This is a genomic window from Escherichia sp. WS33 (assembly GCF_046486385.1).
Taxonomy (GTDB): domain Bacteria; phylum Pseudomonadota; class Gammaproteobacteria; order Enterobacterales; family Enterobacteriaceae; genus ECMA0423.
The window spans coordinates 50,852-66,970 of sequence record NZ_JBJQLJ010000026.1; the positions used below are offsets into that span (position 1 = coordinate 50,852).

The window sequence follows — 16,119 nt, forward strand, 5'->3', positions numbered from 1 at the left end:
CTATTATCTCACGCGTATCTTAAGGGAACGATAAGGAGGAACCATGAACATTACCCCGTTTCCGACGCTTTCGCCGGCAACTATAGATGCCATAAATGTTATCGGACAGTGGCTGGCGCAGGATGATTTCTCCGGTGAGGTGCCGTATCAGGCCGATTGCGTGATCCTTGCAGGCAATGCGGTTATGCCGACTATCGACGCGGCATGTAAGATTGCTCGCGATCAGCAAATTCCTTTACTGATTAGTGGTGGTATCGGTCACTCGACAACTTTTTTGTATAGCGCCATCGCACAGCATCCGCACTACAACACTATCCGCACCACTGGCAGAGCAGAAGCGACCATCCTGGCGGATATCGCTCATCAGTTCTGGCACATTCCGCATGAAAAAATCTGGATTGAAGACCAGTCAACAAACTGCGGTGAAAACGCACGCTTTAGCATCGCGCTATTGAAACAGGCCGTAGAACGAGTTCATACGGCTATCGTTGTTCAGGACCCCACCATGCAGCGGCGCACGATGGCGACGTTCCGCCGTATGACTGGGGACAATCCCGATGCACCACGCTGGTTAAGTTATCCCGGATTCGTTCCTCAGTTAGGAAATAACGCAGACAGTGTAATCTTTATTAATCAGTTACAAGGATTATGGCCGGTTGAGCGTTATCTCTCACTACTCACTGGCGAGCTGCCGCGTTTACGCGATGATAGCGATGGCTACGGTCCCCGCGGGCGAGATTTTATCGTTCACGTTGATTTTCCGGCAGAAGTCATCCATGCATGGCAAACGCTGAAACATGATGCGGTGCTCATCGAGGCGATGGAAAGTCGCTCGTTACGTTAAAAATTGCCCGTTTGTGAACCACTTGTTTGCAAACGGGCATGACTCCTGACTTTTATTTCTGCCTTTTATTCCTTTTACACTTGTTTTTATGAAGCCCTTCACAGAATTGTCCTTTCACGATGCCGTCTCTCTGATGATTGATGTTAATTAACAATGCATTCACAGAAAACAAACATATAAATCACAGGAGTCGCCCATGTCAGTACCCGTTCAACATCCTATGTATATCGATGGACAGTTTGTTACCTGGCGTGGAGACGCATGGATTGATGTGGTAAACCCTGCTACAGAGGCTGTCATTTCCCGCATACCCGATGGTCAGGCCGAGGATGCCCGTAAGGCAATCGATGCAGCAGAACGTGCACAACCAGAATGGGAAGCGTTGCCTGCTATTGAACGCGCCAGTTGGTTGCGCAAAATCTCCGCCGGGATCCGCGAACGCGCCAGTGAAATCAGTGCGCTGATTGTTGAAGAAGGGGGCAAGATCCAGCAGCTGGCTGAAGTCGAAGTGGCTTTTACTGCCGACTATATCGATTACATGGCGGAGTGGGCACGGCGTTACGAGGGCGAGATTATTCAAAGCGATCGTCCAGGAGAAAATATTCTTTTGTTTAAACGTGCGCTTGGTGTGACTACCGGCATTCTGCCGTGGAACTTCCCGTTCTTCCTCATTGCCCGCAAAATGGCTCCCGCTCTTTTGACCGGTAATACCATCGTCATTAAACCTAGTGAATTTACGCCAACCAATGCGATTGCATTCGCCAAAATCGTCGATGAAATAGGCCTTCCGCGCGGCGTGTTTAACCTTGTACTGGGGCGTGGTGAAACCGTTGGGCAAGAACTGGCGGGTAACCCAAAGGTCGCAATGGTCAGTATGACAGGCAGCGTCTCTGCAGGTGAGAAGATCATGGCGACTGCGGCGAAAAACATCACCAAAGTGTGTCTGGAATTGGGGGGTAAAGCACCAGCTATCGTAATGGACGATGCCGATCTTGAACTGGCAGTCAAAGCCATCGTTGATTCACGCGTCATTAATAGTGGGCAAGTGTGTAACTGTGCAGAACGTATTTATGTACAGAAAGGCATTTATGATCAGTTCGTCAATCGGCTGGGTGAAGCGATGCAGGCGGTTCAATTTGGTAACCCCGCTGAACGCAACGACATTGCGATGGGGCCGTTGATTAACGCCGCGGCGCTGGAAAGGGTTGAGCAAAAAGTGGCGCGCGCAGTAGAAGAAGGGGCGAGAGTGGCGTTGGGTGGCAAAGCGGTAGAGGGGAAAGGATATTATTATCCGCCGACATTGCTGCTGGATGTTCGCCAGGAAATGTCGATTATGCATGAGGAAACCTTTGGCCCGGTTCTGCCGGTGGTCGCATTTGACACGCTGGAAGAGGCTATCTCAATGGCTAATGACAGTGATTACGGCCTGACCTCATCAATCTATACCCAAAATCTGAACGTCGCGATGAAAGCCATTAAAGGGCTGAAGTTTGGTGAAACTTACATCAACCGTGAAAACTTCGAAGCTATGCAAGGCTTCCACGCCGGATGGCGTAAATCCGGTATTGGCGGCGCAGATGGTAAACATGGCCTGCATGAATATCTGCAGACCCAGGTGGTTTATTTACAGTCGTAATGAGTAAAAGAGGCGGAGGTTTTTTCCTCCGCCTGTGCGCGTCAGAGTTTAGCGAATTTTTCGAGGGTGCGAATAAGCTGCGTGACGAAGCCATATTCGTTATCGTACCAGGCGACCGTTTTCACCAGTTGTAAATCGCCCACGGCGGTAATTTCCGTTTGCGTGGCATCAAACACCGAACCGAAATGGCTGCCAATGATATCGGAAGAGACTATTTCTTCATCGGTATAACCAAATGACTCGTTATTGGTGGTTGCTTGTTTAAGTGCGTTATTCACCTCTTCGGCAGTCACTTTTTTTCCGAGAATCGATACCAGTTCAGTGACCGAACCTGTTTTCACCGGCACGCGTTGCGCATGACCTTTCAGTTTGCCGCTCAGTTCCGGGATCACCAGACCAATGGCTTTTGCCGCCCCCGTAGTGTGGGGAATGATATTTTCTGCCGCTGCGCGTGAAGCACGTAAATCTTTACCACGTGGGCCATCCACCAGTGACTGGGTGCCAGTATAGGCATGAATGGTCGTCATCGTGCCGACTTCTATCCCGAAACTGTCATGCAAGGCTTTGGCCATCGGCGCAAGACAGTTAGTTGTGCATGACGCCACGGAAACAATGGTGTCGTTGCCATCCAGAGTGTCGTCATTGACGTTATAAACGATAGTTTTCATTTCACCGGCAGGGGCGGAAATCAACACCTTCTTCGCACCAGCATCAAGATGCGCCTGCGATTTCTCGGCGGAGGTATAAAAGCCAGTACATTCGACAATGATTTCTGCACCTTTCGCTTTCCACGGAATATTTTTAGCCTCTTTTTCGGCGTAAACCGCGATACTTTTCCCATCAACGATAAGTGAATCTTCCGTAAAATCAACGCTCCAGGGGAATGGTCCGTAGTTTGAATCATGTTTCAGCAGGTAGGCGAGAATTTTTGGGGAAGTGAGATCATTAATAGCGACAACGTCTATGTTGCTTTTGACTTCAAGTAATCGACGCAACACCAGTCGACCGATACGACCAAAACCGTTAATACCAACTTTACTCATGGTTTTCTCCTGTCAGGAACATTCGGATGAAAATTGATCCTTTCCAGGCTTAGACCAGGATTGTGGGATGGGCAATCTCCATTCTTACAGTGAAACGTAACGTACTGAAAACGGGTGAACAATATTTAATGAAATTTTGAGAAAAGCCCGTTATGTTAACGGAAAATTATGTTAAAGCAGGAAATGTTATGGAAAATAAATACTCAAGGTTACAAATCAGCATTCACTGGCTGGTCTTTTTGCTGGTTATCGCAGCGTATTGCGCAATGGAGTTTCGTGGTTTCTTCCCACGTAGCGATCGGCCACTCATCAACATGGTTCATGTTTCCTGTGGTATCTCAATTCTCGTGCTGATGGTGGTTCGTCTTTTGTTAAGACTGAAATACCCAACCCCGCCGATTATACCTAAGCCAAAACCGATGATGACGGGACTGGCGCATTTGGGACATTTGGTGATTTATCTCCTGTTTATTGCGCTGCCAGTGATTGGTTTGGTGATGATGTATAACCGGGGCAACCCGTGGTTTGCGTTTGGTTTGACGATGCCTTACGCTTCAGAGGCCAATTTCGAACGGGTTGATAGCTTAAAGTCGTGGCATGAGACGCTGGCGAATCTGGGATATTTTGTGATCGGGTTGCACGCTGCGGCTGCACTGGCACACCACTATTTCTGGAAGGACAACACACTTCTACGCATGATGCCGCGTAAACGTTCCTGAAGGATATTTCAAGAAAACGCCTGTACTAAAACCGACCCGTGGTACAGGCGAAGAATACGGGTCTACATCGGAAGCGCCTATTATATTTATTTGTATGACAAATAAAACCATAATCCTTGCCCATACGTCCATCTGGCTTATTTTTAATCAATTCACCCGATCTTTGATCTCATCAACGGTATCAAAATAAACCAGCGTATAACGTTCAAATCGAACATAAGATTCGATAAACCATGGAGGTTATATGAAAAAACTGGCACTTATTTTGTTTATGGGAACGCTTGTTTCCTTTTATGCCGATGCCGGGCGCAAACCCTGTTCTGGTTCGAAAGGGGGGATCTCACACTGTACGGCAGGCGGCAAATTTGTCTGTAATGATGGTTCTATTAGTGCCTCGAAAAAAACATGCACTAACTGAAGTGTAAAAGGGGTGCCATGAGAAAATGAATCTGCTAGTCAGATGCGCGGGGAAAATCCCCGCGCTTGCCCTTACCTGGACGTGCAGGCCATGAGCGCAGCAACCTCCTTATCACCGTCCCGGAACCGCAGTTCGTAGAGCGTTTGTCGGGTCAGGAGTGTGAATGTCAGAATCGTAATGCAGATAATGAGCAGACACACCACCAGAGGGTTGTGCTTCATAGCCTTTCTCCTTGCCGGATGGCGGGTAAGAGGCTAAGATCTGAATTGCTAGGTTCATTCGTTGGCCTCGGTTGATAGAAATATCGGTCGGGGCCTTCGTCTTTCTGATTCCCGGTTAGCCTGAAAACAGAAAGTCTCAGGCACCCGCAGGCATCCTATGAGGTTTCCTTAGGGACGAAAATAATCACTTCACGAAATTGCGTGCTGTTTTCCAGAATTTTTCGTCATTCGGGTTAGCCAGTTTAGCCATTCGTTACTCTCTTCATTCCAATAGCATTAATTTTCTCTGCAATAATTGTTGTAAAAATGTGACGCAAAGAGGTTTTTGGTCATAAGTAATTACCGTCAAGTGCCGATGACTTTCTATCAGGAGTAAACCTGGACGAGAGACAACGGTAATGAATACAACTCCCTCACAGCGATTAGGTTTTTTGCATCACATCAGACTGGTTCCGTTATTTGCCTGCATTCTTGGCGGTATCTTAGTTCTATTCGCATTAAGTTCTGCTCTGGCTGGCTATTTCCTCTGGCAGGCCGATCGCGATCAGCGTGATGTTACTGCGGAGATTGAGATTCGGACCGGGTTAGCGAACAGTTCAGATTTTTTGCGTTCAGCCCGGATCAATATGATTCAGGCCGGGGCTGCGAGTCGTATTGCGGAAATGGAAGCAATGAAGCGAAATATTGCGCAAGCCGAATCGGAGATTAAACAGTCGCAGCAAGGTTATCGTGCTTATCAGAATCGGCCGGTGAAAACACCTGCTGATGAAGCCCTCGACACTGAATTAAATCAACGCTTTCAGGCTTATATCACGGGTATGCAACCTATGTTGAAATATGCCAAAAATGGCATGTTTGAAGCGATTATTAATCATGAAAGTGAGCAGATCCGACCGCTGGATAATGCTTATACCGATATTTTGAACAAAGCCGTTAAGATACGTAGCACCAGAGCCAACCAACTGGCGGAACTGGCCCATCAGCGCACCCGCCTGGGTGGGATGTTCATGATTGGCGCGTTTGTGCTTGCCCTGGTCATGACGCTGATAACATTTATGGTGATACGTCGGATCGTCATTCGTCCACTGCAACATGCCGCACAACGGATTGAAAAAATCGCTAGTGGCGATCTGACGATGAACGATGAACCGGCGGGTCGTAATGAAATCGGTCGCTTAAATCGTCATTTACAGCAAATGCAGCATTCACTGGGGATGACAGTAGGGACTGTTCGACAGGGTGCGGAAGAGATTTATCGTGGCACCAGCGAAATTTCAGCTGGCAATGCGGACCTGTCATCTCGCACCGAAGAACAAGCGGCGGCTATCGAACAAACTGCCGCTAGCATGGAGCAACTCACTGCGACGGTGAAACAGAATGCGGATAACGCGCATCATGCCAGCAAACTGGCGCAAGAGGCTTCTATTAAAGCCAGCGATGGCGGGCAGACGGTTTCCGGTGTAGTAAAAACGATGGGCGCTATCTCTACAAGTTCGAAGAAAATTTCCGAGATCACCGCCGTCATCAACAGTATTGCTTTCCAGACGAATATTCTGGCACTGAATGCTGCCGTTGAAGCCGCGCGAGCGGGTGAGCAAGGCCGTGGATTTGCCGTTGTCGCCAGCGAAGTACGGACACTCGCAAGCCGCAGCGCCCAAGCGGCGAAAGAGATTGAAGGCTTGATCAGTGAATCAGTCAGGTTAATTGACCTGGGGTCGGATGAGGTGGCAACGGCAGGGAAAACCATGAGCACTATTGTTGATGCCGTCGCGAGTGTCACACATATCATGCAGGAAATCGCCGCCGCCTCGGATGAACAAAGTAGAGGCATAACGCAGGTTAGCCAGGCGATTTCTGAAATGGATAAGGTGACGCAACAGAATGCTTCTCTGGTAGAAGAGGCCTCAGCGGCGGCGGTGTCCCTTGAAGAACAGGCGGCACGATTAACTGAGGCGGTGGATGTATTCCGTCTGCACAAACATTCTGTGTCGGCAGAACCTCGCGGAGCGGGTGAACCAGTTAGTTTCGCTACGGTGTGAAAATGTTCAAGGAGGGATCGACAGATCCCTTCACCTTTCAGAACGGCATTGATTTTCGAATAGCGTTAATCATCAACTGGCAACCAGAAGAGAACGTCGCATCTACGCGGGTCAGTATTCCAATCGGTTCGCCTGCACCATGTCCCGGAACAGGCAGGGCCACCAGCGTGGCATGACGCAGGTCGTCTTTTACAGCGCCAGAAGGGACAAACCACACGTAATCGTATTCAACCGTAAGTTGACGAGATAGCGAAGCAGACAGCGTTTCGATACAACCCGAAGGAATTTTACAGCCCTGGCTCTGCACTAATGCATCTGAATGCTGGCGTGGCGCAGTGCCTTCTGGTGATACAACGACCGGCCATTCCAGCACCCGGCTTAGCGTTACGTTCTCCTGAAGTAGCGGGTGATTAGGGCGGACAACCAGCTTCAACGATTCAAGAAACAGCAGTTCGTAATTAAGCCCGGTCATCAGTTCAGGATCTGACATCCGACCAATGCCGATATCGATTTCCCCGGTTTTTAAACCCGCCAGAATCATAGGGTTACTCATTGTCGCAACTTGCAAGGTCGTCTCTTTTTGTTGCTGATGAAACTGACCTATAACCGAAGGTAATATCCCCAGTGCCGCAGTAGGTAGTGCACCAACCCTGACGACATCATTATTAAGACCTTCTTTACGATGAAGCGACTGTCCGGCAGTGTTGATGGCGTCAAGAACTCTGACTGCATGCGTTAAAAATTGTTCGCCGGGTAAGGTAAGTTGCGCCCCCTGACGACCACGCTCAAACAAGCGAGCGCCAGTCAGCTGCTCCAGTTCATTCAATGTCTTAGAGAGCGCAGGTTGACTCAAATTAAGGGTTTCAGCCGCGCGCCCCAAAGTTCCTTGTTGTGCGACAGCTACGAATGTATGAAGGTGGCGCAAACGGATGCGCTGACTAAACAGACTATTTTTTTCCATAAGCGATGTTAAAAACGAAGCGGTGTCGCTGACAAGTGAAGTTGTTTGATTATGATAACTTGATTGCAAAATATTATTAACAATTAAAGCAATTATGTTACAGCAAAATGGATAATATTGATGTTTTCGCGGCGAGATCACAGTTTGTAAATTCTTCCCGCAAGAGTGAATGCGGTTACCTACACTCCAGATTACTGACCACTGGAGGCAGACACTATGGCGAACAGCATCACGGCGGATGAGATTCGGGAACAGTTTTCGCAGGCAATGTCAGCCATGTACCAGCAAGAAGTTCCGCAATATGGCACGCTGCTGGAACTGGTAGCTGATGTGAATCTGGCTGTGCTGGAAAACAATCCTCAACTGCACGAAAAAATGGTAAATGCAGACGAGCTGGCGCGACTGAATGTTGAACGTCATGGGGCGATTCGCGTTGGGACTGCACAAGAGCTTGCTACTCTTCGGCGGATGTTTGCCATTATGGGGATGTACCCGGTGAGCTATTACGATCTCTCGCAGGCAGGGGTGCCGGTACATTCGACAGCATTTCGGCCCATTGATGATGCTTCTCTGGCGCGTAATCCCTTCCGCGTTTTTACCTCCTTACTCCGCCTTGAGCTTATCGAGAACGAAATTTTGCGCCAGAAAGCGGCGGAGATTCTACGTCAGCGCGATATCTTCACCCCACGTTGTCGACAACTGTTAGAGGAATATGAGCAGCAGGGCGGTTTTAACGAAACACAGGCACAGGAGTTTGTGCAGGAAGCCCTGGAAACGTTTCGCTGGCACCAGTCAGCAACGGTAGATGAAGAAACCTATCGCGCCTTGCACAACGAACATCGGTTGATTGCTGATGTGGTCTGTTTTCCTGGATGCCATATCAACCACCTGACACCACGTACGCTGGATATTGACCGGGTGCAGTCGATGATGCCTGAATGCGGAATTGAACCCAAAATTCTCATCGAGGGGCCGCCGCGCCGCGAGGTACCGATTTTACTACGCCAGACCAGCTTTAAAGCACTGGAAGAGACGGTGTTGTTTGCGGGGCAGAAACAGGGCACGCATACCGCGCGCTTTGGTGAAATTGAGCAGCGTGGCGTGGCATTAACGCCGAAAGGGCGACAACTGTATGATGATCTTCTGCGTAACGCTGGAACCGGGCAGGATAATCTCACTCACCAAATGCATTTACAGGAAACCTTCCGCACTTTTCCTGACAGTGAGTTTTTAATGCGTCAGCAAGGGCTGGCATGGTTCCGGTACCGTCTGACGCCTTCAGGTGAGGCGCATCGTCAGGCGATTCATCCCGGAGACGATCCACAGCCCTTAATTGAACGTGGTTGGGTCGCGGCGCAACCCATTACCTATGAAGATTTCTTGCCCGTTAGCGCGGCGGGGATCTTCCAGTCAAATCTGGGTAATGAAACGCAGACACGCAGTCACGGTAATGCCAGTCGCGAAGCATTTGAGCAGGCGTTGGGTTGTCCGGTTTTGGATGAGTTCCAGCTTTACCAGGAAGCGGAAGAACGCAGTAAACGTCGCTGTGGTTTGCTTTAAATTCTGACCATCCGCCTTTGCAAAAATTTGCCTGATTTTACAAACGAATCAGGCTCATCCCATCGACATAAAAAAAATGCCGATTTATGCATATTCTCTCAGTTCAACAATTGGATTATTAATAAATATTGTCTAGAGTGAGCGGTCATAAATAAGCACTTTCTTGCCGCTGAAAACGACCAGCGCGGGACCATTCACAACACCAGAAGGACTCACTTTCAGGTATGGATCGTAGACGATTTATTAAAGGTTCAATGGCTATGGCCGCCGTGTGCGGTACCAGCGGCATTGCTTCTCTTTTTTCTCAGGCGGCATTCGCGGCAGATTCTGATATTGCCGACGGGCAAACCCAGCGTTTTGACTTCTCCATTCTACAGTCAATGGCGCACGACTTAGCGCAAACAGCGTGGCGTGGTGCGCCTCGTCCGTTACCTGACACGCTGGCGACAATGACGCCGCAGGCTTATAACAGTATTCAATACGACGCCGAAAAATCGCTCTGGCATAACGTTGAGAACCGTCAACTGGACGCTCAGTTCTTCCATATGGGAATGGGATTCCGTCGCCGCGTTCGTATGTTTTCTGTAGATCCAGCAACACATCTGGCGCGTGAAATTCACTTTCGCCCGGAGTTGTTCAAATACAACGATGCGGGTGTTGATACAAAACAATTAGAAGGGCAAAGCGATCTCGGCTTTGCCGGTTTTCGCGTGTTTAAAGCCCCCGAACTGGCGCGCCGTGATGTAGTATCATTTCTCGGCGCGAGTTATTTCCGCGCCGTTGATGATACATATCAATACGGTTTGTCGGCCCGCGGCCTGGCGATCGACACTTACACCGACAGTAAAGAAGAGTTCCCCGACTTTACCGCCTTCTGGTTTGATACGGTAAAACCGGGGGCAACTACCTTTACCGTTTATGCGTTGCTCGATAGCGCCAGCATTACTGGTGCCTATAAGTTCACTATCCATTGTGAGAAAAGTCAGGTGATTATGGATGTGGAAAATCACCTGTATGCGCGCAAAGACATTAAACAGCTGGGCATTGCGCCGATGACCAGTATGTTCAGCTGCGGTACTAATGAACGTCGGATGTGCGACACCATTCATCCGCAAATTCATGACTCTGATCGTCTGTCCATGTGGCGGGGCAACGGCGAGTGGATTTGCCGTCCGCTGAATAATCCGCAAAAATTGCAGTTCAATGCTTACACCGACAACAACCCGAAAGGGTTTGGTTTATTGCAACTGGATCGTGACTTCTCCCATTATCAGGACATTATGGGCTGGTATAACAAACGCCCAAGTCTGTGGGTGGAACCGCGTAACAAGTGGGGTAAGGGCACCATCGGCCTGATGGAAATCCCAACAACGGGCGAAACGCTGGATAACATTGTCTGCTTCTGGCAGCCAGAAAAAGCTGTAAAGGCGGGTGATGAGTTTGCATTCCAGTATCGTCTGTACTGGAGTGCGCAACCGCCTGTTCATTGCCCATTAGCGCGCGTTATGGCGACGCGTACCGGCATGGGCGGTTTCCCGGAAGGTTGGGCGCCAGGTGAACACTATCCCGAAAAATGGGCGCGTCGTTTTGCCGTCGATTTCGTTGGTGGTGATCTGAAAGCTGCCGCACCAAAAGGCATTGAGCCGGTGATTACGCTTTCCAGTGGGGAAGCGAAGCAAATCGAAATTCTCTATATTGAACCCATTGATGGTTATCGTATTCAGTTTGACTGGTATCCGACTTCGGACTCCACTGATCCGGTCGATATGCGGATGTATCTGCGTTGTCAGGGCGACGCTATCAGTGAAACATGGCTGTATCAGTATTTCCCGCCAGCGCCGGATAAACGTCAGTATGTTGACGACCGCGTGATGAGTTAATCGTTTTTTCTTCGGCACCTTCTTCGGGAGGTGCCGTCTGGTTAAACACGATCCCGCTCGCATTTTTCCCTAAGTTAAATGAGTAATCTGATGGTGTGTATTTCAGATACACCTTGTCAGCCACTAACAGGGAGTGCGTATGTTTCCAGAATATCGAGATTTAATATCCCGTCTGAAAAACGAAAATCCTCGCTTTATGTCCTTGTTCGATAAACACAATAAACTTGATCATGAAATTGCCAGAAAGGAAGGTTCCGACGGTCGAGGGTACAATGCGGAAGTGGTCCGCATGAAAAAACAAAAGCTACAGTTAAAAGATGAGATGCTCAAAATCCTGCAGCAGGAGAGCGTCAAAGAGGTATAAACTTTCCTAAGCCGCCAGCCAGGCGGCTTTTTTAACAACTGCATGGATTGACTGGAGATAAGATGACTGAAACGATAAAAGTAAGCGAATCACTTGAATTACATGCTGTTGCAGAAAATCACGTCACTCCTCTTTATCAGTTAATCTGTAAAAATAAAACCTGGTTACAGCAGTCGCTAAACTGGCCGCAGTTCGTTCAGAGTGAAGAGGACACGCGAAAAACGGTGCAGGGTAATGTGATGTTGCATCAACGCGGCTATGCCAAAATGTTCATGATTTTCAAAGAAGATGAACTTATCGGCGTTATCTCGTTTAATCGTATTGAACCACTGAATAAAACCGCTGAAATAGGCTACTGGCTGGACGAATCTCATCAGGGGCAGGGGATCATTTCTCAGGCGCTGCAGGCATTGATTCATCATTACGCCCAGTCTGGTGAACTTAGACGCTTCGTGATCAAATGTCGGGTGGACAATCCGCAAAGCAACCAGGTCGCTTTGCGCAATGGTTTTATCCTTGAAGGTTGCCTGAAACAGGCTGAGTTCCTGAATGATGCCTATGATGATGTGAACTTATACGCGCGTATTATCGATTCATAATAACCCTGCCAGCGGCGTTCGCGTAATGCGCTCCTCGCCGTTAATGACTTTTGGACCACGGACATGAACCGTGTCGCCATCAAAGGCTTCAACGACGGCGTGGTCGGTTAACTCCACATGGTTTTCAATTATCACCGCACCTGTAATACGGCTCTCACCTTGTATTACAACGTGCTCGTCGAGCAGAATCGGTCCACCACGTACCACGGCATTTCCGCCAATCAAGACATGATGTTTTAACACACAATTACCTTCCACAATGGCATATTCCGCCACCTGCGAACTGTAATGAATCGTTGGAATGGCATCTTCTTCTATGCCAGCTTTCACCTGCGCGTGACCGTAGACTTTAGCGCAATCGCATAGCCAGACGTTGTTCTCTTCATTACCTTCAATACTGGCAAAATCAAAAACTTCGGCACGATGTTCAATAAAAGCATACCGGATGACGGCATCGCCATAAATTTGTGCCTGGTGGACAATACGCGAGGCGCTAACCCTTGCGCGATCATAAATTTGTAGCAGGAGTTGATGGTCAGGCGTTAAGCCTTGTGCTGCGACGATCATAGAATGTTGATTAATTAAGGCGTGACCAAATATTCTACATTGCCCGCAAACCAGTGAGTCATGAATGGTGACACTGTCACTTATATATGCACCCTGGCTGATTTCACTATTATCGATCCAGACATTATCCGTTGCGTAAACCTCTCCCCACAGTACGCTGGTGCCGGTGATGCGCGTATTACCGGAAATCACCGTTCCGCCGAACGCAATAGCATTCTGGTCGTAAATCCAGCAATTTCCTTCCTGTGCTAACACCGTTTCGCGATCGATCCAGCCGCCAGCGGTTCCTGCTATCACATCGTTAAAATCGCTAATGGCGATAATCTGCCGTAATAACACATTTTTTTTAGTGCCATCTTCCTGATAACTAAAGGCTCGCTGTTCTTCACTTAGACGATATTTGCGCATAGCGTTTTCCCACAGGTGACTTACTATAACCGTAGCAAATTCTGCGGCTCTGGCTATGCTCGAGAAAATTCCATAAAATGCATTTCAAATATACTTTATAAATTAAACAAAATGAGTAAGAAGATGCAGAGCGATAAAGTGCTCAATTTGCCGGCAGGCTACTTTGGTATTGTGTTGGGGACGATAGGGATGGGATTTGCCTGGCGCTATGCCAGCCAGGTTTGGCAGGTCAGCCACTGGTTAGGGGATGGGCTGGTGATTCTGGCGATGATCATCTGGGGATTATTAACTAGCGCATTTATTACCCGACTCATACGCTTTCCGCATAGCGTGCTGGCGGAAGTTCGCCATCCAGTGCTGAGCAGTTTTGTGAGTTTGTTTCCGGCAACGACGATGCTGGTGGCGATTGGTTTTGTTCCGTGGTTTCGCCCACTGGCGGTGTGCCTGTTCAGTTTTGGTGTCGTGGTTCAGTTGGCTTATGCCGCCTGGCAAACTGCGGGATTATGGCGCGGATCTCACCCTGAAGAAGCTACCACGCCTGGACTGTATCTGCCGACAGTTGCCAACAACTTTATCAGCGCAATGGCCTGTGGTGCGTTGGGCTACACCGACGCCGGTCTGGTGTTTTTAGGCGCAGGCGTTTTCTCATGGCTAAGCCTTGAACCGGTGATCTTGCAGCGTCTGCGCAGTTCGGGAGAATTACCCACGGCACTGCGGACATCACTCGGCATTCAGCTCGCTCCTGCGCTGGTGGCTTGTAGTGCCTGGCTGAGCGTCAACGGCGGCGAGGGTGACACGCTGGCGAAAATGCTTTTCGGTTATGGACTGCTGCAACTGCTGTTTATGCTACGTCTGATGCCATGGTATCTCTCCCAGCCATTTAATGCTTCATTCTGGAGTTTCTCGTTCGGCGTATCTGCACTGGCAACCACCGGTTTGCATCTGGGGAGTGGCAGCGATAATGGATTTTTCCATACGCTGGCGGTGCCGCTGTTTATCTTTACCAATTTTATTATTGCAATACTGCTCATCCGTACTTTTGCGCTTCTGATGCAGGGAAAATTGTTAGTCAGAACCGAGCGCGCCGTTTTAATGAAAGCAGAGGACAAAGAATGATCATTCGTGACGAAAACTATTTTACTGATAAATATGAATTAACCCGCACACACTCTGAAGTACTGGAAGCGGTGAAAGTGGTTAAACCGGGTAAAACGCTGGATCTGGGCTGTGGCAATGGTCGTAACAGTCTTTACCTGGCAGCCAATGGTTATGATGTTGACGCATGGGATAAAAATGCCATGAGTATCGCCAACGTCGAGCGCATTAAATCCATTGAAAATCTGGATAATTTACACACCCGAGTCGTTGATCTGAATAACCTCACATTTGATAGACAGTACGATTTTATTCTTTCGACTGTGGTACTGATGTTCCTTGAGGCTAAAACCATCCCAGGGCTGATTGTCAATATGCAACGTTGCACTAAACCTGGTGGTTACAACCTGATTGTGGCGGCGATGGATACCGCTGATTATCCATGTACCGTCGGCTTCCCGTTTGCCTTCAAAGAGGGAGAATTACGTCGATATTACGAAGGCTGGGAGAGGGTGAAATACAATGAAGACGTCGGCGAGCTGCACCGCACCGACGCCAACGGTAATCGTATTAAACTGCGTTTCGCCACGATGCTGGCACGTAAAAAATGACCCGCTAAGAATAAGGCGCGTGAAAATTCCCCACGCTGAGATGATTTACTGTTCTTCTTTTCGGTAAGCATATTTTTTATCGAAGGGATGTGAAATTAATCACAGTAGTCGAAGTTTTTTAGCAGCTTAACTTACTGAAATTTAACTACTGATGATTGACTTAGCCCCTTTTTCGGCATTGACTATGTCGTCTGAAAAGGGGCTGAAAAATTTATTTTCACCAACACTTTTTTTGCCACAACACGAAGCGGCGCTTTTTGCTATAACTTAGAAAGTAATATAATCATCTCAGGAAACTATTCATGCGTACCACATCATTTGCGAAAGTTGCAGCTTTATGCGGCTTGTTGGCTCTGTCTGGTTGTGCCTCTAAAATCACCCAGCCAGATAAATATTCTGGTTTTTTAAACAATTACTCTGATTTAAAAGAAACAACCTCAGCAACAGGTAAACCTGTTTTACGTTGGGTAGACCCGAGTTTTGATCAAAGCAAATATGACAGCATCGTCTGGAACCCAATCACTTATTATCCGGTACCAAAACCTTCTACCCAGGTAGGGCAGAAAGTTCTGGATAAAATTTTGAACTATACCAACACCGAAATGAAAGAAGCGATAGCGCAGCGTAAACCACTGGTTACCACCGCTGGGCCGCGTAGTCTGATTTTCCGTGGGGCCATTACCGGTGTAGATACCAGCAAAGAAGGGCTGCAATTCTATGAAGTGGTTCCTGTTGCATTAGTGGTTGCGGGGACGCAAATGGCTACAGGCCACCGTACCATGGATACTCGCCTCTATTTTGAAGGTGAGCTGATTGATGCAGCGACTAATAAACCGGTTATCAAAGTCGTTCGTCAGGGCGAAGGTAAAGACCTGAATAACGAAAGTACGCCAATGGCTTTCGAAAATATTAAACAAGTTATTGATGACATGGCGACCGATGCCACCATGTTTGACGTTAACAAAAAGTAGTTCCAGACGCGCCATCGTTAGATGGCGCTTTTTATCCGGTGCGCCGTAAAACCCCATCCTTCAGGGCGGGGATATAAGGCGCGGTTTTCCACCTGACCAGGTGTTTGCTGTTGTTCAATGTATTGGCGGATGACGGATATTGGCGCACCTCCGCAGCTACTGGCAAAATAGCCAGGACTCCAC

Annotated in this window: 18 protein-coding genes; 13 read left to right on the forward strand and 5 right to left on the reverse strand. The window is 48.5% G+C overall.

Annotation, left to right across the window (positions count from 1 at the left end; genetic code table 11):
* Nucleotides 1–43 precede the first annotated feature (43 nt).
* Nucleotides 44–844, forward strand: a complete 801-nt coding sequence (gene ydcF, locus ACJHXA_RS18645; RefSeq protein ID WP_001027931.1) for a DUF218 domain-containing protein YdcF — start codon at nt 44–46, stop codon at nt 842–844.
* Between the two features lie 196 nt (nt 845–1,040).
* A complete protein-coding gene (gene aldA, locus ACJHXA_RS18650) occupies nt 1,041–2,480 on the forward strand; it encodes an aldehyde dehydrogenase (protein ID WP_000115957.1) in 1,440 nt (479 codons plus the stop codon).
* A gap of 41 nt (nt 2,481–2,521) precedes the next feature.
* Here aldA and gap read toward each other — a convergent pair whose 3' ends face one another.
* Nucleotides 2,522–3,523 carry a type I glyceraldehyde-3-phosphate dehydrogenase gene (gene gap / locus ACJHXA_RS18655; RefSeq protein ID WP_000048667.1) on the reverse strand — a complete coding sequence of 334 codons (1,002 nt, stop codon included), beginning with the start codon at nt 3,521–3,523 and terminating at the stop codon, nt 2,522–2,524.
* A 188-nt stretch (nt 3,524–3,711) separates the two neighbouring features.
* Here gap and cybB point away from each other — a divergent pair, with 188 nt between their 5' ends.
* The 3 genes from cybB to yncP all read left to right on the forward strand — a co-directional run bounded on the left by cybB (nt 3,712) and on the right by yncP (nt 4,754).
* Nucleotides 3,712–4,242 (forward strand): cytochrome b561, encoded by a 531-nt coding sequence (cybB, locus tag ACJHXA_RS18660; RefSeq protein ID WP_001307188.1) that lies wholly within the window; start codon nt 3,712–3,714, stop codon nt 4,240–4,242.
* A 244-nt stretch (nt 4,243–4,486) separates the two neighbouring features.
* Nucleotides 4,487–4,660, forward strand: coding sequence for a periplasmic protein (locus tag ACJHXA_RS18665; protein ID WP_000731833.1), 174 nt, complete (start codon nt 4,487–4,489; stop codon nt 4,658–4,660).
* A 25-nt stretch (nt 4,661–4,685) separates the two neighbouring features.
* Nucleotides 4,686–4,754, forward strand: coding sequence for a hypothetical protein (gene yncP, locus ACJHXA_RS18670; protein WP_212591405.1), 69 nt, complete (start codon nt 4,686–4,688; stop codon nt 4,752–4,754).
* On the opposite strand, the gene hokB is transcribed toward yncP, so the two are convergent.
* On the reverse strand, nt 4,732–4,881 hold the full coding sequence (gene hokB / locus ACJHXA_RS18675; RefSeq protein ID WP_001320773.1) for a type I toxin-antitoxin system toxin HokB: 150 nt from the start codon (nt 4,879–4,881) through the stop codon (nt 4,732–4,734). The two genes, yncP and hokB, sit on opposite strands and share 23 nt — an antisense overlap.
* 398 nt (nt 4,882–5,279) lie before the next feature.
* Between hokB and trg the strand changes: the two genes are divergently transcribed.
* Nucleotides 5,280–6,920, forward strand: coding sequence for a methyl-accepting chemotaxis protein Trg (trg, locus tag ACJHXA_RS18680; RefSeq protein WP_001098551.1), 1,641 nt, complete (start codon nt 5,280–5,282; stop codon nt 6,918–6,920).
* A 37-nt stretch (nt 6,921–6,957) separates the two neighbouring features.
* Here the strand turns inward: trg and ACJHXA_RS18685 are convergent, their stop codons facing one another.
* Nucleotides 6,958–7,881 carry a LysR substrate-binding domain-containing protein gene (locus ACJHXA_RS18685; protein ID WP_000414564.1) on the reverse strand — a complete coding sequence of 308 codons (924 nt, stop codon included), beginning with the start codon at nt 7,879–7,881 and terminating at the stop codon, nt 6,958–6,960.
* 216 nt (nt 7,882–8,097) lie between these two features.
* Here ACJHXA_RS18685 and ACJHXA_RS18690 point away from each other — a divergent pair, with 216 nt between their 5' ends.
* The 4 genes from ACJHXA_RS18690 to rimL all read left to right on the forward strand — a co-directional run bounded on the left by ACJHXA_RS18690 (nt 8,098) and on the right by rimL (nt 12,284).
* Entirely contained in the window at nt 8,098–9,441 is a 1,344-nt protein-coding gene (locus tag ACJHXA_RS18690; protein WP_000013786.1) for a VOC family protein, read from the forward strand.
* A 224-nt stretch (nt 9,442–9,665) separates the two neighbouring features.
* Nucleotides 9,666–11,321, forward strand: coding sequence for a glucan biosynthesis protein OpgD (opgD, locus tag ACJHXA_RS18695; protein WP_000375956.1), 1,656 nt, complete (start codon nt 9,666–9,668; stop codon nt 11,319–11,321).
* A gap of 139 nt (nt 11,322–11,460) precedes the next feature.
* The gene (locus tag ACJHXA_RS18700; RefSeq protein WP_001296778.1) at nt 11,461–11,685 is read left to right on the forward strand and encodes a YdcH family protein; all 225 of its coding nucleotides are present in this window, start codon (nt 11,461–11,463) and stop codon (nt 11,683–11,685) included.
* Nucleotides 11,686–11,747: 62 nt separating this feature from the next.
* Complete coding sequence (gene rimL / locus ACJHXA_RS18705; RefSeq protein WP_000140877.1) at nt 11,748–12,284, forward strand: 50S ribosomal protein L7/L12-serine acetyltransferase; 537 nt, start codon at nt 11,748–11,750, stop codon at nt 12,282–12,284.
* Here the strand turns inward: rimL and ydcK are convergent.
* Entirely contained in the window at nt 12,279–13,259 is a 981-nt protein-coding gene (gene ydcK, locus ACJHXA_RS18710; protein ID WP_001234054.1) for a YdcK family protein, read from the reverse strand. The two genes, rimL and ydcK, sit on opposite strands and share 6 nt — an antisense overlap.
* Before the next feature lie 123 nt (nt 13,260–13,382).
* Between ydcK and tehA the strand changes: the two genes are divergently transcribed.
* From tehA to ACJHXA_RS18725, 3 genes are all read left to right on the forward strand, one after another.
* Nucleotides 13,383–14,375 carry a dicarboxylate transporter/tellurite-resistance protein TehA gene (gene tehA, locus ACJHXA_RS18715; RefSeq protein ID WP_001296725.1) on the forward strand — a complete coding sequence of 331 codons (993 nt, stop codon included), beginning with the start codon at nt 13,383–13,385 and terminating at the stop codon, nt 14,373–14,375.
* The gene (gene tehB, locus ACJHXA_RS18720) at nt 14,372–14,965 is read left to right on the forward strand and encodes a tellurite resistance methyltransferase TehB (RefSeq protein ID WP_000586733.1); all 594 of its coding nucleotides are present in this window, start codon (nt 14,372–14,374) and stop codon (nt 14,963–14,965) included. Before tehA ends, tehB begins: the two co-directional genes overlap by 4 nt.
* Before the next feature lie 302 nt (nt 14,966–15,267).
* The gene (locus ACJHXA_RS18725; protein ID WP_001261013.1) at nt 15,268–15,936 is read left to right on the forward strand and encodes a DUF3313 domain-containing protein; all 669 of its coding nucleotides are present in this window, start codon (nt 15,268–15,270) and stop codon (nt 15,934–15,936) included.
* A 17-nt stretch (nt 15,937–15,953) separates the two neighbouring features.
* Here ACJHXA_RS18725 and ACJHXA_RS18730 read toward each other — a convergent pair.
* On the reverse strand, nt 15,954–16,119 hold a 166-nt coding region (locus tag ACJHXA_RS18730), incomplete at its 5' end, for a transposase (RefSeq protein ID WP_072047412.1).